Here is a 21,036-nt window from a genome sequence, read left to right as displayed (position 1 = left end):
GTTTTACCTATAGATCTGATACGATTTCTATTGCACTCATCCTGTTTTTTTCTACGATAGTGGGCACATATGGATTTTTGACTTGAAGTGATTCTTTCAAGATTTGTTGAAATTCTTCTTCTTCTTCCATCGTGTTGACAGTAGGCATTTTATAGGTCACTCGGTATGTGGCTGACCCTGTTTGAGCTGCTTGAATGGATGGAGCGAATAGACATGGAAACAACATGACTACGCTTGTTGTAACGAGAATGCTCTTTTTTAACATTGGTAATACCTCCTTATTCATAAATGAAACGCTAAGGGGTATGTAAATGTTTCACCCTCTTCCATAAAATCCCATCAACACAAAAGCTTTGCCTCTGTTCTTGGGTAAGCTTTTTTCTGTCATTGATCCAGATTCCGGCATTCCAGACTTCGAATCGGAGAAACAATAGCCCCTCATTATGCACAATTGAGCTTGTGTTAAATAAGAATTTCTCAACTATCCTGCCAAAGAGTTAACGAGGCTGCCGGACCTTATCCAGCAGCCTCTGGTGCATAGTAAGCTATCGCGATTACCTTACGGGCCGCGGAATGAATTTCGTCCGTTACCCGCGATGATTGTCGGCAGCGAGCTGATTCTCCAAGAGCAACTCCGCAGCCTTTCGGAAATACTCCGAATCAAGTTCGGACTTATCCAAGTACCTCTTCATGACGAATCCCTCATACAACATCCTCAGCTGCGCGGTCAGCTCCTCGGGCTGTCGTGCCCCGCCTTCCCTTGCAAGCTCTTGAACCCGAGACCAGAAGCTCCTCTGAATGTCCAGCAATTTGACGTGGGCGGGGTGATCCGGATCCGGAAATTCGACCGCCGCGTTCAAGAACGGACACCCCCGGTAATCCGGCGTCCCCATCTGTTCGGTCACATCGCGAATGAGGGCGCCGAGCTGTTCCTTAGGGGAGCTCGGATACAGCTGCCTCAGTTTTTCCAGTTTTTCTACTTTTAGTTCATCCCTGGCTTCGAGATAAGCAACCGTCAGATCATCTTTCGTCGCGAAACTTCGATAGAAGCTTGCCTTGGCAACGCCGGATTCTTTGATAATCCGATCGATGCCGACCGCCCGTATTCCCTCCATGTAAAACAATTCGGAGGCGACCCGCAGGATACGATCTCTAGCAGATTCTTTATTCATCTCTGACCCCCGTCTCTAAAGGTTTGGTGAAAAGTGTATTGACACGAGACAGATCTGTCTGTATCATTCCATACAACAGAAGAGACAGACCTGTCTCATCCATTTTATATAATCCTCTCGCCTCCTGTCAATTGAGCGAGTAGTGAGAAAGGGGAACTTTCTATGCCCAATACACTTTCGGACGCTTCCGCCCAGTTGGCGCGGACTCGCGACTCCCTCTCCAAAGGAGACGGACGCAGATCGCGTCTGATGCTGCCGGCTCTGCTTTTGCCTGTATTTATGGCAGTGTCGAATGCATTCATTGTGAACGTAGCCACCCCTTCGATCCAGAAAGGGCTTGGGGCCAGCTTCGCCGATGTACAATTCATACTTACCGGGTATACTCTTACGTTCGCCGTTCTGCTGATTATCGGCGCCCGGCTTGGCGATCGGTTTGGACGCAGGAGAATGCTGTTCATCGGAGTAGCCTTATTCACAATCGCTTCTCTGTTATGCGGCTTATCTCCCCACGTCACTATGCTCATTGCGTCTCGAGTTTTGCAAGGCGTCGGCGCCGCTCTGTTCATGCCGCAGGTTTTGTCCCTCATTCAAGCCAATTATACTCCGGAACGTCGAGGTGCGATCTTCGGCATGTATGGAGCGACCCAGGGAATCGCGGCGACGGCCGGGCAGATAATCGGAGGGCTGCTTCTCCGCATGAATTTGTGGGATCTGGATTGGAGAATGGTGTTCCTGATCAGCGTCCTGCTCGGGGCTCTGATATTGGTACTGATTCCGTTTATTCCGGAATCCGGCTCGCCGGATCGCGCCAAACTGGATTGGATTGGAGCAGCACTCGCCGCTGCCGGCTTGCTGATGCTCGTCTATCCGCTCGTGCAGGGACAGCGTGAAGGATGGCCAGCAGGCCTCATCGTCAGTCTGCTCTTGTCGGCTCCTGTGTTGGTTTTGTTCGCCTGGTACGAACGACGTCTGTTGCGCCACGGGCGACTCCCATTTATGAATGTCGAGCTATTTAGACATAAGGTGTTCACGTTCGGTATTCTCGTCGTGTTGCTGTTAATGTCGTCGCAGGGCGCCTTCTTCCTTGTCTCCGCCTACATGCTTCAGCTTGGGCTTCATTTCTCAGCCCTGCAAGCAGGGCTTGTAATCGGGTCGATGGGAATGGGCTATTTCCTCGCATCGCTGTTCTCTTCCCGAGTCGCTGCGAAGCTTGGAGCCCATGTGCTGACCGTCGGTTCCATCTTGACGACAGCAGGTTACCTGCTGCTTAGCTGGGCGGTCCGAACGACCGGGGTTTCATCCGATATCGGCGTGTGGATCCCTGCTCTAGCTGTGCTCGGCATCGGTCAAGGCTTCGTCGCCGCACCCCTGACTAATATCGTTTTGGCGAAAGTCCGCACGACGGACATCGGCTCCGCATCCGGTGTTATGACAACCAGCATTCAGATCGCCACTACGATCGGAATTGCCCTGATCGGCATCGTTTGGCTTAGCGCTCTCGGAGCCCATACCGGCTCAGTCTCCGCCTATCCCGCCGCGTTTACCATTTGCCTTTATGTGCTGGCCGCCGCCAGTGCGCTCATCCTGCCGCTGGCATTGATGCTGGCGGGGCGAAACGGAGCCCGTCGATCGTGAAAGAGAAAAAGCCCCCGCGCAACCGGGGGCTAACTGCAACTTATAAGGTACTTCCCCCCACTAACCTTGACGACCTGTTTCAACTCCGATTTCAGCGATTCGGTTCTCTATCATGCCGCAGCGCGCCTTTCCTGACTGCAAATGAGATGACAAGGAAGTCCTCTCTTCAATCACAGCTTATCTTAGGATTACGCCTCTTCGAATAGTCGCTCGCCCCGGTGCAGTCGAGTGGCAATGCGGGCGATATGTGGCTGTTCGCGTGGGGTTGGCGCATGGGCCGCCAAATAGCGGGCCGCAGCCAGAAGCATCGTTTCACCAGCGTGAGCGGCAAAGGCGTCGTTGCGCGTTGTCCATAGCTCATATTCGGCGACCGCCGCTTCGTACATTTGAAACGAATGGAATTCGGCATCTTCGCGTAAGAGCGCATGGCCCAAAATATTTAGCAAAGCGTTAGGGTCGCCGCCGGCGTGCAGATAGCCGGCTGTCCAGCGCGCCGCTTCGTTCACTTGCTGGCGCTGATCCAAAATTTCCAGCAGCCGCTCCGGATTGGTAGTGTCGACGGCGGGGACGGTCGATCCATCCGGACGTTTTGCCGCTGGGATATTTAAAAAGCGCTCCAAATAAATGCTGATTATCCCGTGATAGATCGCCCTGATGAGCAGAGGATGGGTCGAGTGACGCAAACGCTCATGCACAGCATGGGTATAGGTAAAGGTATGCAAAACGGAGATCCAATCCCCGAAATCATTCTGGGTATGGAAGCGTACGATCCGCTCCGCTGCAGACAAAGCAACTAGTTGGGCCAGTTGGGCGGGATGTGCGCCGGATTTCAAGATCTCTGTCACAAGCTTCACCGTTTCCAGTGGTTCGTCGCTTAACAGCTGTTCCATGATTTTCTTCTCGTCTACGGCGGAAATTTCGGTATAAGACTCTGTCAGAGGGAGACTTTCCAGCTGAGCGAAAGCTTCCTTCAGCGGAGCAACTAGATTCACTGGCGACTGCCACTGATGAAGTTCCTCACTCCGGGTAGGATTGGCGAGGAGTCGAACCAGTGAGGTCAGCGTCTGCTCGGTGTCCTCTTCGCCGATAAGGCCAATCGCTTCAAAGGCTTTATTGTGGAAATCGAACGTATGGCCACCGTCCAGATAAAAGTGGTCGGTCGCCGCTATCAACATCATCTCCGAAAGCTGCTCCAAGGAAGTCCCCTGATGGATTGCCGTGAGCAATACTCTTTCAGCCCCTTGCGTGTCGCGAACCTCGATACAGTTGCGGTACCATTCCATGAGCCGCTCGAACGGAACATCAGCCCCCGGTAGCGGCTTTAGCAAATGCCGCGCAGCAGCACCGGAACTGCTGCGAGCAACATGGAGCAGTCCTTGATAAAGAGCAAGGATCGTTCCTGCTTTATCTAGCTTCGGCAGCACATTAGCCATCGCGGTAAGGATAGTGAGCCCCGAATTCCAGCCTCTTCCGTATACGGTGCCGAATTTGATGCCGACCTCCACTACTTCCGCTGCTGGAACGCCGGCTTCCACCAATCCGACGACAGCTTTGGCAATCACGAGACCCAGATTTTGCTCTAGGCCTTCTCGTAACCGAAGTTTGTATTTCTCGATGCTGTTCGTCTGTTTTGGATGCGGATTCACCCACACTACTCCATTTTCAATTTTCACTTCATAGGATGGAACATCGTCCGCCCATGGGTCCAACGTTCCACCGCTGCAGACGTCAAAGCGTGCATGATGCCAATGACAGGTCAGTATACCGTCGCACAAGCTACCCATATGCAGGGGAAATCCCAAGTGTGGACAGCGATTGTCTACGGCATATACCTGCTCCTCATGATAGAACACTGCAATCCCGCCGTGGATTAACTTGTGCCCCTTCTCTTGGATCGACGTCAGTGTACCTGCATTGATCCAAGGATGGCTTTGGGTTTGTTGCATGCTTATCCCTCCGTAAAATTCTGTATTTTCAAATAAATTTATCATCACATTTTTACTTTGTCAACATTTTGATTTGTTATGTGTGGTATATCGTTGCAAATCTATCTTATGGGACAATTTGCAATGGAGTGTTGGTAAAAACTGTGCCGAAATCTGGATAGGACATTGCTGAGCGGCTGGTTTGCGGTCAGCGCTGCGGAGATTAATCGCTGAATAAAAAAAGCCCTGTATAACAGGGCCATTCCTATCCTTAACGATTATTTTAATTTGTTATATTCCTCATCTGTTACTGGTTCAAACCATTCTGGGGTACCTGCAGTGATCGCAATGTGTTCAAACCAGCTGTCTTTTGCAGCACCATGCCAGTGTTTCACACCATCATGGGTGACAATTACATCACCGGCTTTTAGTAATTGAGCAGGTTTTCCTTCTTCTTGGTACCAACCTTCGCCTCCCGTTACTAATAAAAGTTGAAATCCAGCACGATGAATATGCCAGTTATTTCTGCATCCTGGTTCAAAGGTTACATTCCCAACGCCAACACTCACTTTAGGATCAGCAATTAATGTTTTAAGATAACTTTGTCCCACAAAATAGTGTGCATATGCTTCATTTTTTTCGCCCGCTGGGAATATAACGCCGTTTTTTACTTCTTCATATTTCGCCATTTTGGTCCCCTCCGATAAGTAGCCACTATTTGCATCCTCAGTCTGATCAATCGCTGGAGAAAACCTCCACTCATTGCTTTAATTTCCCTCCAAATACGGGAAAGAAGCTATGCTCACCATAATTCTGGATATGTTCTACATTCTTCAAAGACTCCATATCCGCATCGCTGATAACAAAATGAAGCTCTGCATTGATTCTCATGTGATCTGGATTTGCCGTCTTAGGAATTACTACTAGACCAAGCTGGATATCATATCTGATTTACCATAGGCTTGATCTCACAGCTTGCAAGAATATTCTCTATGTCATCCTGAAGGAAGTTAGAAAGACCGATTGCCTTTACTTTTCCTGTCTTATAAGCATCCTCCATTGCTTTCCATACTTCTTTGTTTTCCTCGAAGTAGCGGTTCTCCTCACGAAACTCCTTCCAAGGCTGTGGGCAGTGGATAATCAGAAGGTCAATGTAATCCAGTGCCATTTTTGCTAAAGACTCATCAATGGACTGCATAACTGCCTCATAGTTCTTTGCTTTTGCAGCAACTTTTGTCGTAATGAAAAGTTCTTCTCTAGCGACACCGCTGGAACGGATCCCTTCGCCTACACCAGCTTCATTCATATAAGCCTGCGCAGTATCAATATGGCGATATCCGATAGATACCGCATCACGCACTGCCTGTGCTGCCTGTTCATCGTCAAGCAGCCAGATACCAAGGCCCAATTTTGGAATTTCTATACCATTTGATAATTTGAAGGTTTCGTTAAACTGTTTTTGTCTCCTTTGCATGGTTATGTTTTTTGACCTTACCTAAATTTCAGGAATCATTTCATTAACGCATGCGATTGCGTTCAGCGTTCTCGGAAAGCCTATATATGGAAGGCAGTGGGTAATAGCCGTAATCAATGTTTCCTTATCATTGCCTACATTTACGTTGCCCTGCACATGTGCCTTCACTTGACCTTCAGCACCTCCCAACGCGCTGATGATACAGAGCGTTAGCAGCTCCCTTGTTTTCAAATCAAGCCCGCCGCGAGTATAGAAGTCTCCGAAACAAAAAGCGGAAAGATAGTCCTGTATATGCTTTTGATTGATCGGGGCATTCTCCCGATTTTTTGCTATGACCTCTCCAAAGATTTCTACTTGCACCGCAAGCCCCTTGTCAAAGCGATTCTCTTCTTCGACCTGCTTTTGGCTCTCAAGCGGCAATGCAATATTTCTTGCTCTAAAGACTTCGTTGACCGCAGTGACGGCATTCAGTGCTTTGGGGAATCCAAGATACGGCGCGCATTGGTAAATGGCTTCTTTGATTTCCACCGGTGTTAGTCCAACGTTCAGCGCGGCATGTACATGCGCCCCTAGTTGCGGCAAGGTTTGATTTGTCGCAAGCACCACTAGGGTAATAAGCTCACGCTGCTTCATATCCAGGTCGCCTTGATCAAAAACTTCCCCAAAAATGAATTGGCTCAGGTTGTCCTGAAAATCAGGATCTGTAGCATATGCTGCCGGCACTCCATCACCAAATAGCTGTTTATATATTTCTTGGCTCTTTTCCGCTCGATTCATACCTAAGCCTCCTGCTTGTTTTTTTGCGGCAGATAGAGACACCAAGCCAGTTTTCCCAAGTTTGCTAATCATTCATTTCATTGCTCCTCCCTTACTTTTCTTAAATAAGGGCCAAATGGGCAACTTTATACGTATGCATCAGGCATTGGTTTCTCTCGGCGAAACCTTGACTGTCGCAGAACGAGCTCGCGAGCTGATCATCGAGTTCAGATAGGGGCTGTCATTGTATTTCGCACGGTACGCATTGTCGATGAGGTCGTTTATCTGCCCATCGATCGGTTCAAAAGTGACTTCCTTCGTCATGCCAGCGACAGTAATCCGCCCTGCCTTCTGCCTAACTGCTGCCTGGTACCAACGGGAGTCCTGCCCGAAGTACGCACGTACATAGAGGGAGTCGCCAATTACAACGGACCAAATCCACGTCAGGGTGCCGTAGGTTACTCCGTCTTCACGGAACGGCGAGATGTGTAGGTCATCAGCTTCAGAAATCTTGTTTCGTTCTTCTTTCGACCATGTACCCATGAATTGCGGCCTCCTTAAAGCTTGATATTGAGATAGAATTCTACTCTTTCTATAAAAGTGTCTAACGATCGGCCTTACTATTTCCGGTAACTCTTAAAAAATGAACATTGATCGTTTAGTCAACTCACGTTTATAATTCTAAGCAAAAATATCGTGCTATCAATGTTCAATACCTCGCAATATGTAGAGTAATCAACACCCCATCCATATTTGTCTATTATTTTAGAAGGGTGACATTCGGATGACTAAAGTGGATAGAAGAGTACTCAAATCTCAAACAGCAATCAAGAAAGCAATTCTTGAACTGATGGTTGAAAAAAACTTCGATGACATTACGATCCGGGATATTTCCGACAGGGCAAATGTTCATCGAGGCACCATTTATCTCCACTACATGGATAAATATGACTTGCTTGATAAAATTATCGAGGAACACATCAGCAATCTCCGTGAACTTTGCCATTCTGCATCTGATATGACTTTCAAAGAAGGAAACTATGTTTGGTTCGAATATTTTGCGGACAATCATCTGTTCTTTTCAACCATGCTAAATACGAAAAGTGCAGCTTATTTTCGTAGTCGATTCCTGGGTTTAGTCGTTGAAGAGTATAAGGCTGAAGTAGATGTAACCGAGGGGAAAAATCAAGGCATACATGAAGACGTTATTCTTCAATTTTTTGGGGCCGCTATCGTGGGTGCAGTGGAATGGTGGTTCAAGAATGGAATGCCTGTACCGCCACGTGACATGGCAGAACAAACAGGGATATTGCTGGATAGGAATTTTTAATGCCTATTCCCACTCGCACCCTAAATTTCATGATGTTTGGGGCTCTGTTAGGAAGTCTTTCGTTCATAATATTCCAATAGCGTCCCGTATAATTTCCAGGACGCTCTCAATTTGGAAAGGGCGACTCAGAAAGTAAGTCTGGTTCAAGCTTCCAAATATTCATTCCCTTTTTCGTCTCAACAAACGACCATTTCGAGTCCATATAATAATTATTGAACTCAAGATGTGACGCACATGCGGAGATTATCGGGTAACCAATTTGTGATAGTAGATATCTCATGAGATTCAGTCGTAGAAAAAAGCATCCGATCAACAAATACCGAAACTTCATCCCCGGGTCCTAATCGTCCTACATTCCTATTAACTCAGCATAAACAAATTCGCTCGGATTGCAGATGCAGCACCGGCCAACTCGATCCGGACGCTGTGCTCATTCGGATCGTCACTAGTCACGAGCAGCAATTCACCTTCCGCCAAGTCCAGCTCCCTTCCGCCATTCATCCGAATTCGCATCTGCCCCGCAGCGGCATAGATAGCTTCCCATCGCACAAGGGATCCTTCGGGCCAAGAGCATTCGATGGTACGGGTGGACCCTGACTCAAGACGAATCGCCTCAAGCTTTCCATGGCAGCCTTCCGCCAGCATCAGGTTATAATCTTTAACTTTGCCGAAACTGCGCGTGGACCAGTCTCCGCTGAAGCTATCCTGTTCGAAAGGCTTGAGACGGATACGATGATGCCCTTCATGCTCAATGTCAAGCTCCCCTTCCAAAATCATCAGGTGGCGCCAATAACCCGGAAGCCGGGTAAACTCCGACTCCTCGATCTCTACAGCGGCCGAGCTGAGCCTCCAGATGAAGTTACGCTGGCCGTAATCGGCATGATTCGGATAAATAGAGAGCTGTGTCGTGGTCCCACCCGACCACCGGCTCGTTTGTTGATCCTGCTTGGGAATGATATTCACGGTATACGTCATCCGTTTATTCCTCCTTCCGGTTCGCTGCGTCTCATTATGAAAGCAAAAGGGACCCCGTGTGAAACGTAATCATGAAGTCCAACTTCCCCTAACATTCGGTTGCAGAAAACAATAAGCGTCGTGAATTGATCATAACAAAAAACTCGCGTAGAAGTCATACCTCCTTACTTGCAAGTGCTCACGAAATGGAGGATAAAAGAAAATAGCCCGAGCTCACATAAAGTGACTCGGGAAAAAAGTTAAAATGGTGGTGTAATTCCTTTAAACAATGCTTTAAACTTCGCGGCCAAATAATGGCTTCCGTCTCGCTGCTGCATCCGTTCCACCATTACGGCAACGAGCAGGTTCGGCTTGTCGGTATAAAGTCCACGAACCACCCGTTTTCTTGTCCGGCCTCCCCGTACTAATTGAAGTAACTCGGACATTAGCACAGTCATGTAATACCACATATCGTTACTATTCTGCCCGTTAATTAAGCAAAGGCTACAGGCATTAACACCAGCAGCCTCTATTTGTGTTTGCTCCACTATCGATCCCGTTAGGTCAATCGTCAATTCCATAAATAACTATGTCATTTCGCATAACTGAACGAATAAGGGATCCTCTGACTGTCGCTACAGCCGGAGAATCCCTATTAAAGTAACGTGCCCTTTAGGCCGCTGGATCAACCGCACAACTAAACTGGAACGTAGGTCAACCTGATCACCCTCTCGCCAATTCGATCGCTTGCCACGAGGCGCAGCGGCGGCCGCGGACCGGCGAAGAACGGCTTGCCGTGACCCAGCACGACTGGATGGAGATAGAGTCGATACTCATCAACGAGACCGAGCTCCGTTAGACTGTGGGCCAACTCCGGCCCGGCAACTTCAATCTCCCCTTCATGCTGAGCCTTCAGCCCACGTATGGCCGCTGCGAGGTCGCCCTCGATCAGAGAAGCGTTCGGACCGACGGACTTTAACGTCCTCGACACCACCCACTTCGGTTTGCTTTGCCACGCCTCTGCGTATTCCCGTTCCGGCGCATCCCATTCAAAATGGTCGCCGTCCCAATACCGCATGGTCTCGTACATGCAGCGCCCGTACAGGCAGCCCGCCAGGCCGCGCACGTCGTCGATGAAATGACGGAATAGCACGGGGTCGGGCTGAAATGCCGTGTGGTCGTGGTCGACGAATCCGTCCAGAGACTGGTTCAATGCGAAAACGATCTTTGCCATGCGACTGACTCTCCTCCCTGGTTTTCTCGCACATTCATCATCAAGATTACACGTTCCATATGCAGCCTCCTTTATGTCTAGATTTTATCGTCCAACAGCATTTCCGGTTTCTCATGGATTGCTAATGTGCACAGTCCTGGCCTGACAGAATACAAATTTAATTTAACGAAGGATGGTAAATTAAACAATTCTGCCCGTTAGTGCAATACCCCAATATTTAGTTTGCACTTTACTTATTTGGCAAAAAAAGAAACAGCCCGATTCTAACTAAAATCGGGCTGTTCGAATGCAATTAATACTTACTAACTCTAATGTAAATTTACCAACTCTAATGTCATTGAACACAAACTTTATTTTGCGTGAACACAGACTTCCCTTACTCCACCGTCACGCTCTTCGCCAAGTTCCGTGGTTTATCCACGTCCAGCCCGCGAGCGACGGATGCGAAGTAAGACAGCAATTGCAATGGAATGACGGTCAAAATCGGTGCCAGCATCGGCAGCGTGGATGGCAGGTAGATGACTTCGTCTACGCTCTTCGCCAGATCGTTGTTGCCTTCGATCGCAAAGCCCAGTACGCGTGCGCCGCGGGCTTTGACTTCCACGATGTTGCTCACCATTTTTTCGTAGATATCCGGTTGAGTAGCCAGTGCCACTACCGGTACATTATCTTCAATCAGCGCGAGAGTACCATGCTTCAGTTCACCAGCAGGGTACGCCTCCGAATGGATATAAGAGATCTCCTTGAGCTTCAGGGAGCCTTCCAGGGATACCGCATAGTCGAGGCTGCGTCCGATAAAGAACAGGCTGTTTACACCTTTGGTGCTCTCAGCAAAGTGACGAACCTGCTCAGCGTCTTCCAGCAAGGAAGCAATTTGCGCCGGAATTTCTTGCAGATGATCCACCACTTCTGCTACCTCAGCAGCTGCCATTGTGCCTTTTACCTGTGCCAGGTAGAGGCTGAACAGATAGAGGGCTACCACTTGGGACGTATACGCCTTCGTGGACGCTACCGCTACTTCTGGGCCTGCCCATGTGAAGATGACTTCGTCGGCTTCGCGTGCTACCGAGCTGCCTACCACGTTGGTGATGGCCATGACTTTGACATTGCTCTTCTTCGCTTCACGCAGAGCGGCCAAAGTATCTGCCGTTTCACCGGATTGGCTGATCACGATCATCAGGGTGTTGTCCGTGTAGATCGGATCACGGTAACGGAACTCGGATGCAACAGCTACTTCTACAGGGACACGAGTCCACTTTTCAATGACGTCTTTCCCTACCAGACCTGCGTGCATGGAAGTACCGCATGCCACGATATAGATGCGATCGTATTTGGCCAGCTCAGCGTCGGTCATTTTCAACTCAGGCATTACGATGCGCTTGGTGTCCTGATCGATGCGTGCGCCCATGGTTTCACGAACGGCTTGTGGCTGCTCATGGATTTCTTTGAGCATAAAGGAATCGTATCCGCCTTTTTCTGCTTGCACCAGATCCCACTCTACATGGAACAGCTCACGGTCGATTTTTGCACCTGTCTCAGCATCCATCAGCTCGACGCCGCCGCGGGTGAGAACAGCCATTTCGCCTTCGTTCAAAATGTACACGTCACGTGTGTGCTCCAGGATCGCCGGGATGTCGGAGCCGATGAAGCTCTCGCCGTCACCCACGCCAACCACCAGTGGGCTTGCCAGACGAACTGCCACCAGTTTATCCGGCTCATGCTCGGTCATGATTCCCAATGCGTATGCACCACGCATGCGTTTCACCGCTTTGCGTGCAGTCGAAACGATATCGCCATCATACATGTCCGCCAGCAAGTGCGCGATGACTTCTGTATCGGTCTCGGAGGTAAAGGTGTAGCCTTTGCTCAGCAGCTCTTCTTTGATCGGCAGGAAGTTTTCGATGATTCCATTATGAACGACAGCAAAGGAATGCTTTGCATCTGTGTGAGGGTGGGAATTCTCGTCAGACGGTTTGCCGTGCGTCGCCCAACGTGTATGCCCGATCCCCATGAAACCACCCAACGGCTGAGATTCCAGACGCTCTTCCAGCACAGCCAGACGGCCTTGTGCTTTATCCAGCTCCAATCCCTTTTCGTTGATGACTGCTACTCCAGCCGAGTCGTATCCACGATACTCCAGCTTGCGAAGACCCCCGATGATAATATCCTGCGCTTGTTTATTTCCAATGTATCCAACGATTCCGCACATAATTGATGATCCCCTTCCAAATAAGGCGGGGACACAACCCAATGCCAATGGTACGGGGGTGTGCCCCCGCCATTCCATTTATTTTATATATTCACATTTTCGTTCATCGTTTACGGTCCAAAGACAGAAAAGACGTATCATGCACAGGCTTTTGTCCACCAGATCTCTCTGATATTTTGTACCTGCGCTCCACGGTAGTGATACAGCTCCCGGGAGGTATCCGCCGAAACCTTCGATAAACCTCCACCTCGTCCACTGGGCTTCATTTCCGTTCTGCCGCAGCGCTGGCGCTTTTCAACAAGTATTCATTCGATTCGTGATAGTTAGTCGGTTCCGCGCTCGCCTCCCTCTCCCGCTCTTGATTGTGCAACAGCCAGATGCACATGAACACTTTAACACATCTCGCTGATTGCGACAATCATTCTTTATCATTTACATATATGCGAAAGGGAGCGGCTCTGCACCACTCCCCTTCACATATATTTACACGAGTTCCTGTTTCACGACGTCAACGATCCGATGGACCAAGCCTTCCAGCTGATCCGCATCCGGGCCTTCTGCCATGACACGGACGATCGGCTCTGTTCCAGACGGGCGCACCAGCACGCGACCATTTCCGGCCAGCTCTTCCTCTACTGCACGGATAGCTTGTTCGATTGCTTCGTTGCCGTTCAGCTTGGACTTGTCTTCAACGCGCACGTTGACCAAGAGTTGCGGGTACTTGACCATGACGTTTTTGAGCTCGGACAATGGTTTCCCCGACTCCTTGATGATGTTGAGAAGCTGCAAGCCCGTCAGCAGGCCATCACCAGTCGTATTGTAGTCCAGGAAAACGATGTGTCCGGACTGCTCGCCACCGAGGTTGTAGCCGCCACGCAGCATCTCCTCCACGACATAGCGATCTCCTACGGCCGTCTTGGTCGTATTGATGGAGCATTCCTCCATACCTTTGAAAAAGCCCATGTTGGCCATGACGGTCGTTACGATCGTGTTGTTGTTCAGCTTTCCTTTAGCCTTCAAAGCACGTGCACAGATCGCCATGATGTAGTCGCCATCGATGATTTCACCTTGATCATCCACCGCGATACAGCGGTCAGCGTCACCGTCAAAGGAAAGACCGAGATCAGCTTTGTGCTTCAGTACTTCCTCCTGAACACGCTCAGGGTGAGTAGAGCCGCATTGATCGTTGATATTCACGCCATTCGGATTGGCGCCGATGGTGATTACTTCTGCGTCCACGTCCGCAAACAGACGTGCCGCAAGAGAAGAAACCGCTCCGTTTGCACAATCCAAAACGACCTTCAATCCGTCAAAGCGCTCAGATACTGTGCTCTTCAAGTGGGAAAGGTATTTTTGTCCACCTTCCAAGAACTCCAGTACCGTTCCGATATTTTCACCTGTCGGACGAGGCAGTGTGTCCTCTGTCGCATCCAGGTATTGTTCGATTTCTGCTTCTACGTCGTCGGACAGTTTAAAGCCGTTGCTGCCGAAGAACTTGATGCCGTTATCCGGAAACGGATTGTGGGAGGCGGAAATCATGACACCCGCATCTGCTCCCAACGCTCGTGTGAGGTAAGCCACACCCGAGGTAGAGATGACACCCAATCTGACTACTTCTGCTCCGACCGATAGCAGGCCGGCCAAAAGCGAGTTTTCCAGCATTTGGCCGGAAATGCGCGTATCGCGCCCAATCACTACTTTTGGCTTACCTTCTTGTTTGTGTCTCGTGAGAACATAACCGCCAACGCGTCCGATTTTAAATGCCAGTTCGGGTGTTAGCTGTGCATTTGCCACACCGCGTACACCGTCAGTTCCGAAATACTTCCCCATGTTTGTCCCTCATTTCCTTCCTTGTGCACACAACAGCTTATGTCTACCTTTGCTTGTTCGTGATTTCTACTGTGACCTTCTTGGGTGCGCTTTCTGATGGCCCCAGGTAATCGGATTGGAAGATGTAGTTCAACGCAATCTCATACACTCCAGCCGGCATATTGCTGACATCGGCTACGACTTGCAGGTCTTCCGGTCTCAGCTGATTCAAGATCTGAGCCGCCCCTACGGCATCAAAATCAATTGTAGACATCTCCTGGCCTGCCGTCGATAGCACCTTGGCTTGCAGGTTTTCTGATAACCCACTGATGCGAATCGGGATCTTTTCCATACGCTTCGTGGTAGAAGGTACGACCTTCAGTGAAACTTTTAAATACTCGGGTTCTACCTTCACGATACTATCCATTACCGGTATTTTTAGCTCTAACAGACGATCTGATGTAATGTTGCTCAGATCAATATCCGGGCCAGGGTACGTAGTTGCTTTCATCGCATCTATGACTTCCTTCGGCCCATATACGGTCACTTCGTCCACATTCATATCCACACTAGCCAAACTATAGCCATTTGGCATTTCATTCGTCAAGTTTAATTTGACAGGCACCTTCACGAACGGACTGGTGACAGGGATGTTCACCTCAACGGTGAGAGGCACCACATCAGCACCTTGTATCACATTCCCCGACTTGTCCACCACTTTCAAAGGTACGGTGGTCTTGATGGCGGATGTCGCCCCTTCCAGATCGACGGATGCCTTTACGGCAGCTACTTTGTCTACTTGGCTTTCCGGTACGCGCACAAGCGCGCGGAAAGGCTTTACGATCGGCTCCCCAGCGGTATACCCGGGCGCGACGACTCCCAGCATCTCTACGTTGACTTCCCGCTCCACCGTCTTTTTCTCTTCCAGGGTAATTTCCACGATGTTCGGGATAATTCCCACCTTCACTTCATCGGGGAAGCCCTTGTATTGGACAGGGACTTTATGCGTTCCCTTGCCTAGTCCCGTAGCATCAACGTAGACTTCCCACGAATCCGCAGGGAAGAAATTGTGGCGGTAGAACGGATTACTGCTCTCCAGCGCCACTTTGACGGTCCTCTGCTGCTTGACCACCTGATAGCGGTCCGTATCGTATTTGACATGCAGATTGACGCCATCAATAAACACCGGCTGACTGGCTTCGGGGGTCGTCGCCTGCTCCGGTTCGAGATTCACGACCATCCACATCATCACTGCCAAAAGTAGCGCGACTGCGCGAGCAAACCAATGACTATTTAACCATTTATCCATGTTTTCGCCTCCATTGCCAACGACTTCCCATGGATTTGCCCTTTGACAGAGGCTGGAGCTGCTCTGTCAGCATTTCCGCCAGCTGCTCTTCCGTCAAGTTCCGGTTCATCGTGCCATGTGTGGCAAAAGATACTTGCCCCGTCTCCTCCGAAACGATGATCGACATTCCATCGGATACCTCACTGACACCGATTGCAGCACGGTGGCGCGTCCCCAGCTCCTTGGAGATCGAGTTGTTTTCGGACAGCGGCAAATAACAGGCAGCAGCCAAAATGACGTCTTTGCGCATAATGACCGCCCCGTCATGCAGAGGGGTATTCGGAATGAAAATATTAATCAACAGCTCGGAGCTCACCCGGCCATTGATCGCAATCCCCGTCTCTACGTAATCATTCAAACCTGTTTCACGCTCGATGACGATCAGGGCGCCAATCCTGCGTTTTGCCATATACGTGACGGATTTGCATACTTCTTGCACCAGACGATTCACCACATCGTCGTCCTGAATGGTGCTGGAACGAGAAAAAAGCTTCCCCCGTCCCAATTGTTCGAGGGCACGCCGCAATTCAGGCTGAAAAATGATGACGACAGCCAATACCCCGAAGGTAAATGCCTGTGACATCAGCCAGTGCAACGTGGTGAGCTGAAAATATTTGCTGAGGAGCCAGGTGATCACGATGACCATGATCCCCTTCAACAATTGTACTGCGCGTGTCCCGCGAATGAGCATAATTATTTTATAAATCACGTATGTAACGAGTAAAATGTCCGTTCCATACCGTAGCAAATCCCCATAGTCCAACGATATCATAACGAAGCCCCCATATCTCGCTCCATCTCAATGAAGTCAGTCTATCTCCTGTGGAAAAAGCACGGCTGCGCTGCCGTGCTGTAGATAGCTGTACTCTCTATTTTCTCTTATGGCAAGACTGGAAGCAAGTCATTTCCAATATTTTTCACCTCATACCAGATCCAGTCCACGATGGCTTCGATCGATTCTGTATTTCCCGCCACTTGTGCCGTAGATGCCACGAACACTTTCCCTTCGATTGCAACCACGTTTCCTTTGACTTGACCTTGCACTTCGACATTTCCATTTCGCACGACCAGATCACCATCAATGCTGGTTCCAGCCGGTACGACGACAACATTTCTTTCTCGGTCGATTTTTAATTTATCCATGTTGGACGAGGAAACCTGCAAGATGTTGTCCCGATCAAACCAGTTTGCACACAAGCTGCCTGTCATCAGAAAGAGAAAGACAGCTGCTGCTGTAAGGAACGGATGCCTCCTAAGCCAGCCCGAAAACAAGTTCTTTTTCGTCTCAGCAGGCAATTGGGCCAGTACACGAGCCGTAAAATCAGAGGAGACATGAATATGAGAAGCGCTCTGCACAAAGGCAATGGCTCGTTGTAATTCATGCATGTGCTGGCGGCAGCTCACACAGGTTCTCATATGAGTTTGCAAATTCTGATTGGTTAGCTCGTCAGTGTCCCCATCCAGATATTCATGGATGAGAATAATCATATCCCGGCATTCCATCTTGTTTTTCTCCTTTCTTACATCAATCGCAACTTGCTGCGCAGTGCTTCTCTTCCCCGGTGAATTCGCGTTTTGATCGTCGTCACAGGCAATTTCACGATATCGCTGATTTCCTGCAGCGACAGATCTTCAATATAGCGCAGGATCATAATGGATCGATACTTCGGCTGCAAATGGGACAACGCATCCTGTACGGTCTCCTGCAGCTCCTGCGTCACTACTTTGTCCTCCGGCGTACGCTCGTTTGAAGACAAGCGTGAGTACCAGTCCAAGCCTTGCCCTGGCTCTGTTTCTTCGTCCAATGAGAAATCCGGCCGCTTCTTACGGCCACGGTCGATACATAAATTGGTCGCAATACGGTAGATCCAGGTGGAGAACTTGTAGCTTTCATCGTACGTATGCAAATTGGCATATACCCGCAGAAAGGTCTCCTGCGCGATATCTTCAGCATCCTGGCGGTTTCCCACCATACGATACGCTAGCTGGAATATCTTATCCTTATAAATCTCGATCAACTCGGCAAAGGCTTCACGATCTCCACGCTTCGCTCGTTGAGTCAACCGTTTCTCTACAAAATCCATGCGATCCTCCCCACAATACCGTAATCCTATATACGGATGATACTGCAAATGGTTTCGTATCTTTTTCATGTTTGTGCGGGTAATTTGTTGGGAAATACAGGAATAAGCGTACCTTTACCCTCTATATATTAGTGATGGTAGCTCTTTTATCCTGACGCTGTAAAGGAGAGTGGGCCAGATGACAAATAAAGATGTTCTCCTCCAGATCGAAAGGCTGAGAAAAGAACTGAATGATCAGTACAAAGCACAGGCCTCCATCACTCCAGAGCTGTTGGAGCTAAGTGTGCGGCTAGACCATCTCCTAAATAAACTGCATCTCCATCCTTAGAATGTACTGTTTTCTTCCAACAATGTAAAGACACGGAAACAACAAAAAGAGAGGCTGCGAAAGCCTCTCTTTTGTTATGGTTATGGGTGGTACTACAGCAATTTATCTCCAAAAGCGGAGCTCATCAGAGCAACTGCCACGCGTGCTGTGCGGTTTTCGCTATCCAGAATCGGATTCACTTCCACAAACTCCGCAGAACACAGAATGTCTGCATCCGCCAGCATTTCCAAGGATACATGGCCTTCACGGTACGAGATACCCCCGATGACTGGTGTACCCACTCCTGGTGCATCATGCGGGTCCAAACCGTCCAGGTCGAGACTCAGATGCACGCCGTCCGTGTTTTTGGACACATGGGCAATCGCTTCTTCCATGACTCGTGCCATTCCCAGCTTGTCGATCTCATGCATGGTGAAGACTTTCATGCCGATGCGCTTGATGAGTTCCCGCTCTCCTGCATCCAGATCGCGAGCACCGATGATGACCACATTTTCCGGCTTGAGCTTCGGTGCATAGCCACCGATGTTCACCAGACGCTCATGTCCAAATCCGAGACTGGCAGCCAGCGGCATTCCGTGGATATTGCCAGATGGAGAGGTCTCACCTGTGTTCAAATCGCCGTGAGCATCGAACCAAATGACACCCAGGTTTTTCACGTGCTTCGCTACGCCGGCAATGGTGCCGAGCGCGATGCTGTGATCTCCGCCCAATACTAAAGGGAAGCGTCCTTCCTGCATGATTTCGCTTACAACTCCGGACAGCTTGGCATTGGCCTCCACCACTTCATCCAGATATTTATGATTTTCGGTTTCAGAAAATTGATGAGGACGTGCGACCTGAATATCACCGCGATCCTGGATGTTCATACCCATCTGTTCCAAACGGGCCACCACACCTGCGTAACGAATAGCGCTCGGTCCCATATCTACTCCACGCCGGTCCGCACCTAAATCCATGGGTACTCCGACAATGCTAATGTTTTTGTTCATAAACGTGCCCCCTTCCCTCAGCTACAACCTAACTTCAACAGTTCTATTGTAGCCTCGAAAAGAGAATTGACTCAACTCGACAGGATCTTGCATAAATAACCTACTCGGGATGATTATGGAACAACAAAAAACGAGCAGCTGTAGGCTACTCGTTTTCTTTTTTACGATGGAGCGGGTGATGGGAATCGAACCCACGCGACCAGCTTGGAAGGCTGGAGTTCTACCATTGAACTACACCCGCAAAAAATGGTCGGGAAGACAGGATTCGAACCTGCGACCCCTTGGTCCCAAGCCAAGTACTCTACCAAGCTGAGCTACTTCCCGATTCATTAATCATATCCCGAAAGAGTACAGATGGCAAGAAAAACCTGCGCATACAGGACTTTCGAAGGATAAATGCGTGCCCTGAGAGATTCGAACTCCCGACCTTTTGATTCGTAGTCAAACGCTCTATCCAGCTGAGCTAAGGGCACATGATTCTATTGTCATACTCCAACTGGAGGTAAATACTGGTGAGCCATGAAGGACTCGAACCTTCGACCCTCTGATTAAAAGTCAGATGCTCTACCAACTGAGCTAATGGCTCGTGCAAGTGGCTGGGGTACTAGGATTTGAACCTAGGAATGACGGAGTCAAAGTCCGTTGCCTTACCGCTTGGCTATACCCCAATAAGCAAAAAAAGAAAAAACATGGTGGGGAGAGACGGATTCGAACCGCCGAACCCAGAGGGAGCAGATTTACAGTCTGCCGCGTTTAGCCACTTCGCTATCTCCCCATATTTGATTAAATGGTGGAGGCTGACGGGATCGCATCCTACTTGCGCCACTGCGTCGAATGCCCTACGCTGGCAAGCAAGATCTGATGTACCCGAGCATATCTCCTAAGAGTTTACTCCGAGGGTGAACCGGAACGGTGAGATCCGAAGCCGGAACCAGGAACGAAGTAAATGGTGGAGGCTGACGGGATCGAACCGCCGACCCTCTGCTTGTAAGGCAGATGCTCTCCCAGCTGAGCTAAGCCTCCATGATGGTGACCCGTAGGGGATTCGAACCCCTGTATGACAGCGTGAAAGGCTGCTGTGTTAAACCGCTTCACCAACGGGCCATAACGTTTGTACAATGGTGCTCCCGACAGGAATCGAACCTGCGACCTCTTCCTTACCATGGAAACGCTCTACCGACTGAGCTACAGGAGCATGAATATGGCTCCTCGGGACGGACTCGAACCGCCGACCGATCGGTTAACAGCCGATTGCTCTACCAACTGAGCTACCGAGGAACATTGAAGGTCATTCCTTCAAAACTGAATATGCATGTTTGCTAAGAGTGTGTGGATAAGTCCTCGACCGATTAGTATTCGTCAGCTCCACGTGTTACCACGCTTCCACACCGAACCTATCAACCTCATCGTCTATGAGGGGTCTTACCAGCTTGCGCTGTGGGAAGTCTCATCTTGGAGGGGGCTTCACGCTTAGATGCTTTCAGCGCTTATCCCGTCCGCACATAGCTACCCAGCTGTGCCACTGGCGTGACAACTGGTGCACCAGCGGTGCGTCCATCCCGGTCCTCTCGTACTAAGGACAGCTCTCCTCAAACTTCCTACGCCCGCGACAGATAGGGACCGAACTGTCTCACGACGTTCTGAACCCAGCTCGCGTACCGCTTTAATGGGCGAACAGCCCAACCCTTGGGACCTACTTCAGCCCCAGGATGCGATGAGCCGACATCGAGGTGCCAAACCTCCCCGTCGATGTGGACTCTTGGGGGAGATAAGCCTGTTATCCCCAGGG

20 protein-coding genes, 10 tRNA genes and 1 rRNA gene (1 of these 31 cut by a window edge) are annotated in these 21,036 nt (G+C 49.7%); 3 read left to right on the top strand and 28 right to left on the bottom strand.

Annotation, left to right across the window (positions count from 1 at the left end):
* Positions 1–7: 7 nt before the first annotated feature.
* Complete coding sequence (locus JNE38_RS01805) at positions 8–265, bottom strand: hypothetical protein (protein WP_203354985.1); 258 nt, start codon at positions 263–265, stop codon at positions 8–10.
* A 322-nt stretch (positions 266–587) separates the two neighbouring features.
* On the bottom strand, positions 588–1,172 hold the full coding sequence (locus JNE38_RS01800) for a TetR/AcrR family transcriptional regulator (RefSeq protein WP_203354984.1): 585 nt from the start codon (positions 1,170–1,172) through the stop codon (positions 588–590).
* A 162-nt stretch (positions 1,173–1,334) separates the two neighbouring features.
* Between JNE38_RS01800 and JNE38_RS01795 the strand changes: the two genes are divergently transcribed.
* Positions 1,335–2,807, top strand: coding sequence for an MFS transporter (locus JNE38_RS01795; protein WP_203354983.1), 1,473 nt, complete (start codon positions 1,335–1,337; stop codon positions 2,805–2,807).
* A 188-nt stretch (positions 2,808–2,995) separates the two neighbouring features.
* Here JNE38_RS01795 and JNE38_RS01790 read toward each other — a convergent pair whose 3' ends face one another.
* From JNE38_RS01790 to JNE38_RS01770, 5 genes are all read right to left on the bottom strand, one after another.
* Complete coding sequence (locus JNE38_RS01790) at positions 2,996–4,753, bottom strand: Rieske (2Fe-2S) protein (RefSeq protein WP_203354982.1); 1,758 nt, start codon at positions 4,751–4,753, stop codon at positions 2,996–2,998.
* Between the two features lie 257 nt (positions 4,754–5,010).
* The gene (locus tag JNE38_RS01785) at positions 5,011–5,421 is read right to left on the bottom strand and encodes a cupin domain-containing protein (RefSeq protein ID WP_203354981.1); all 411 of its coding nucleotides are present in this window, start codon (positions 5,419–5,421) and stop codon (positions 5,011–5,013) included.
* Between the two features lie 251 nt (positions 5,422–5,672).
* Positions 5,673–6,206, bottom strand: a complete 534-nt coding sequence (locus tag JNE38_RS01780; RefSeq protein WP_238933529.1) for an aldo/keto reductase — start codon at positions 6,204–6,206, stop codon at positions 5,673–5,675.
* A 21-nt stretch (positions 6,207–6,227) separates the two neighbouring features.
* Complete coding sequence (locus tag JNE38_RS01775; protein ID WP_238933528.1) at positions 6,228–7,055, bottom strand: carboxymuconolactone decarboxylase family protein; 828 nt, start codon at positions 7,053–7,055, stop codon at positions 6,228–6,230.
* Positions 7,056–7,121: 66 nt separating this feature from the next.
* A complete protein-coding gene (locus tag JNE38_RS01770) occupies positions 7,122–7,505 on the bottom strand; it encodes a DUF2255 family protein (protein WP_203354980.1) in 384 nt (127 codons plus the stop codon).
* Positions 7,506–7,746: 241 nt separating this feature from the next.
* Here JNE38_RS01770 and JNE38_RS01765 point away from each other — a divergent pair, with 241 nt between their 5' ends.
* Entirely contained in the window at positions 7,747–8,292 is a 546-nt protein-coding gene (locus JNE38_RS01765; protein ID WP_203354979.1) for a TetR/AcrR family transcriptional regulator, read from the top strand.
* A 360-nt stretch (positions 8,293–8,652) separates the two neighbouring features.
* Here the strand turns inward: JNE38_RS01765 and JNE38_RS01760 are convergent, their stop codons facing one another.
* From JNE38_RS01760 to sigW, 9 genes are all read right to left on the bottom strand, one after another.
* Positions 8,653–9,267 carry a HutD/Ves family protein gene (locus tag JNE38_RS01760; protein WP_203354978.1) on the bottom strand — a complete coding sequence of 205 codons (615 nt, stop codon included), beginning with the start codon at positions 9,265–9,267 and terminating at the stop codon, positions 8,653–8,655.
* A 239-nt stretch (positions 9,268–9,506) separates the two neighbouring features.
* Entirely contained in the window at positions 9,507–9,704 is a 198-nt protein-coding gene (locus JNE38_RS01755) for a hypothetical protein (RefSeq protein WP_203354977.1), read from the bottom strand.
* 239 nt (positions 9,705–9,943) lie between these two features.
* Positions 9,944–10,480, bottom strand: a complete 537-nt coding sequence (locus JNE38_RS01750; protein WP_203354976.1) for a dihydrofolate reductase family protein — start codon at positions 10,478–10,480, stop codon at positions 9,944–9,946.
* A gap of 376 nt (positions 10,481–10,856) precedes the next feature.
* Positions 10,857–12,689 carry a glutamine--fructose-6-phosphate transaminase (isomerizing) gene (gene glmS, locus JNE38_RS01745; RefSeq protein WP_203354975.1) on the bottom strand — a complete coding sequence of 611 codons (1,833 nt, stop codon included), beginning with the start codon at positions 12,687–12,689 and terminating at the stop codon, positions 10,857–10,859.
* A 483-nt stretch (positions 12,690–13,172) separates the two neighbouring features.
* Positions 13,173–14,519, bottom strand: coding sequence for a phosphoglucosamine mutase (gene glmM / locus JNE38_RS01740; RefSeq protein WP_203354974.1), 1,347 nt, complete (start codon positions 14,517–14,519; stop codon positions 13,173–13,175).
* A gap of 43 nt (positions 14,520–14,562) precedes the next feature.
* Positions 14,563–15,807, bottom strand: a complete 1,245-nt coding sequence (locus tag JNE38_RS01735; protein WP_203354973.1) for a CdaR family protein — start codon at positions 15,805–15,807, stop codon at positions 14,563–14,565.
* Positions 15,800–16,618, bottom strand: a complete 819-nt coding sequence (gene cdaA / locus JNE38_RS01730) for a diadenylate cyclase CdaA (protein ID WP_203354972.1) — start codon at positions 16,616–16,618, stop codon at positions 15,800–15,802. The genes JNE38_RS01735 and cdaA overlap by 8 nt, the downstream gene beginning before the upstream one ends.
* A gap of 107 nt (positions 16,619–16,725) precedes the next feature.
* Positions 16,726–17,349, bottom strand: a complete 624-nt coding sequence (locus tag JNE38_RS01725; protein WP_203354971.1) for a zf-HC2 domain-containing protein — start codon at positions 17,347–17,349, stop codon at positions 16,726–16,728.
* A 17-nt stretch (positions 17,350–17,366) separates the two neighbouring features.
* The gene (sigW, locus tag JNE38_RS01720) at positions 17,367–17,930 is read right to left on the bottom strand and encodes an RNA polymerase sigma factor SigW (protein ID WP_203354970.1); all 564 of its coding nucleotides are present in this window, start codon (positions 17,928–17,930) and stop codon (positions 17,367–17,369) included.
* A gap of 178 nt (positions 17,931–18,108) precedes the next feature.
* On the opposite strand from sigW, the gene JNE38_RS01715 reads away from it, so the two are divergent.
* Positions 18,109–18,258, top strand: coding sequence for an aspartyl-phosphate phosphatase Spo0E family protein (locus JNE38_RS01715; protein ID WP_203354969.1), 150 nt, complete (start codon positions 18,109–18,111; stop codon positions 18,256–18,258).
* A gap of 92 nt (positions 18,259–18,350) precedes the next feature.
* Here JNE38_RS01715 and rocF read toward each other — a convergent pair whose 3' ends face one another.
* The 12 genes from rocF to JNE38_RS01655 all read right to left on the bottom strand — a co-directional run.
* The gene (rocF, locus tag JNE38_RS01710) at positions 18,351–19,247 is read right to left on the bottom strand and encodes an arginase (RefSeq protein ID WP_203354968.1); all 897 of its coding nucleotides are present in this window, start codon (positions 19,245–19,247) and stop codon (positions 18,351–18,353) included.
* Positions 19,248–19,414: 167 nt separating this feature from the next.
* Positions 19,415–19,488 (bottom strand) — tRNA-Gly (locus JNE38_RS01705).
* A 6-nt stretch (positions 19,489–19,494) separates the two neighbouring features.
* A tRNA-Pro gene (locus JNE38_RS01700) sits at positions 19,495–19,571 on the bottom strand.
* A gap of 75 nt (positions 19,572–19,646) precedes the next feature.
* Positions 19,647–19,720, bottom strand: a tRNA-Arg gene (locus tag JNE38_RS01695).
* Between the two features lie 37 nt (positions 19,721–19,757).
* Positions 19,758–19,833: transfer RNA gene (locus JNE38_RS01690), tRNA-Lys, on the bottom strand.
* Between the two features lie 7 nt (positions 19,834–19,840).
* Positions 19,841–19,915, bottom strand: a tRNA-Gln gene (locus JNE38_RS01685).
* Positions 19,916–19,937: 22 nt separating this feature from the next.
* Positions 19,938–20,022, bottom strand: a tRNA-Tyr gene (locus tag JNE38_RS01680).
* A 172-nt stretch (positions 20,023–20,194) separates the two neighbouring features.
* Positions 20,195–20,270, bottom strand: a tRNA-Val gene (locus JNE38_RS01675).
* A gap of 4 nt (positions 20,271–20,274) precedes the next feature.
* A tRNA-Glu gene (locus JNE38_RS01670) sits at positions 20,275–20,351 on the bottom strand.
* A 15-nt stretch (positions 20,352–20,366) separates the two neighbouring features.
* Positions 20,367–20,442: transfer RNA gene (locus JNE38_RS01665), tRNA-Thr, on the bottom strand.
* A 7-nt stretch (positions 20,443–20,449) separates the two neighbouring features.
* Positions 20,450–20,525 (bottom strand) — tRNA-Asn (locus JNE38_RS01660).
* Positions 20,526–20,576: 51 nt separating this feature from the next.
* A 23S ribosomal RNA gene (locus tag JNE38_RS01655) occupies positions 20,577–21,036 on the bottom strand (it continues 2,468 nt past the right edge of the window).

The organism is Brevibacillus choshinensis, from assembly GCF_016811915.1.
GTDB lineage: Bacteria > Bacillota > Bacilli > Brevibacillales > Brevibacillaceae > Brevibacillus > Brevibacillus choshinensis_A.
Note: the sequence above shows the minus strand (reverse complement) of the source record. Positions and strands in the feature narration are given on the sequence as shown.

Coding starts and splice junctions, on each gene's coding strand:
- JNE38_RS01805 (WP_203354985.1), bottom strand. CDS start 265: ATGTTAAAAAAGAGCATTCTCGTTACAACAAGCGTAGTCATGTTGTTT.
- JNE38_RS01800 (WP_203354984.1), bottom strand. CDS start 1,172: ATGAATAAAGAATCTGCTAGAGATCGTATCCTGCGGGTCGCCTCCGAA.
- JNE38_RS01795 (WP_203354983.1), top strand. CDS start 1,335: ATGCCCAATACACTTTCGGACGCTTCCGCCCAGTTGGCGCGGACTCGC.
- JNE38_RS01790 (WP_203354982.1), bottom strand. CDS start 4,753: ATGCAACAAACCCAAAGCCATCCTTGGATCAATGCAGGTACACTGACG.
- JNE38_RS01785 (WP_203354981.1), bottom strand. CDS start 5,421: ATGGCGAAATATGAAGAAGTAAAAAACGGCGTTATATTCCCAGCGGGC.
- JNE38_RS01780 (WP_238933529.1), bottom strand. CDS start 6,206: ATGCAAAGGAGACAAAAACAGTTTAACGAAACCTTCAAATTATCAAAT.
- JNE38_RS01775 (WP_238933528.1), bottom strand. CDS start 7,055: ATGATTAGCAAACTTGGGAAAACTGGCTTGGTGTCTCTATCTGCCGCA.
- JNE38_RS01770 (WP_203354980.1), bottom strand. CDS start 7,505: ATGGGTACATGGTCGAAAGAAGAACGAAACAAGATTTCTGAAGCTGAT.
- JNE38_RS01765 (WP_203354979.1), top strand. CDS start 7,747: ATGACTAAAGTGGATAGAAGAGTACTCAAATCTCAAACAGCAATCAAG.
- JNE38_RS01760 (WP_203354978.1), bottom strand. CDS start 9,267: ATGACGTATACCGTGAATATCATTCCCAAGCAGGATCAACAAACGAGC.
- JNE38_RS01755 (WP_203354977.1), bottom strand. CDS start 9,704: ATGACTGTGCTAATGTCCGAGTTACTTCAATTAGTACGGGGAGGCCGG.
- JNE38_RS01750 (WP_203354976.1), bottom strand. CDS start 10,480: ATGGCAAAGATCGTTTTCGCATTGAACCAGTCTCTGGACGGATTCGTC.
- glmS (WP_203354975.1), bottom strand. CDS start 12,689: ATGTGCGGAATCGTTGGATACATTGGAAATAAACAAGCGCAGGATATT.
- glmM (WP_203354974.1), bottom strand. CDS start 14,519: ATGGGGAAGTATTTCGGAACTGACGGTGTACGCGGTGTGGCAAATGCA.
- JNE38_RS01735 (WP_203354973.1), bottom strand. CDS start 15,807: ATGGATAAATGGTTAAATAGTCATTGGTTTGCTCGCGCAGTCGCGCTA.
- cdaA (WP_203354972.1), bottom strand. CDS start 16,618: ATGATATCGTTGGACTATGGGGATTTGCTACGGTATGGAACGGACATT.
- JNE38_RS01725 (WP_203354971.1), bottom strand. CDS start 17,349: ATGGAATGCCGGGATATGATTATTCTCATCCATGAATATCTGGATGGG.
- sigW (WP_203354970.1), bottom strand. CDS start 17,930: ATGGATTTTGTAGAGAAACGGTTGACTCAACGAGCGAAGCGTGGAGAT.
- JNE38_RS01715 (WP_203354969.1), top strand. CDS start 18,109: ATGACAAATAAAGATGTTCTCCTCCAGATCGAAAGGCTGAGAAAAGAA.
- rocF (WP_203354968.1), bottom strand. CDS start 19,247: ATGAACAAAAACATTAGCATTGTCGGAGTACCCATGGATTTAGGTGCG.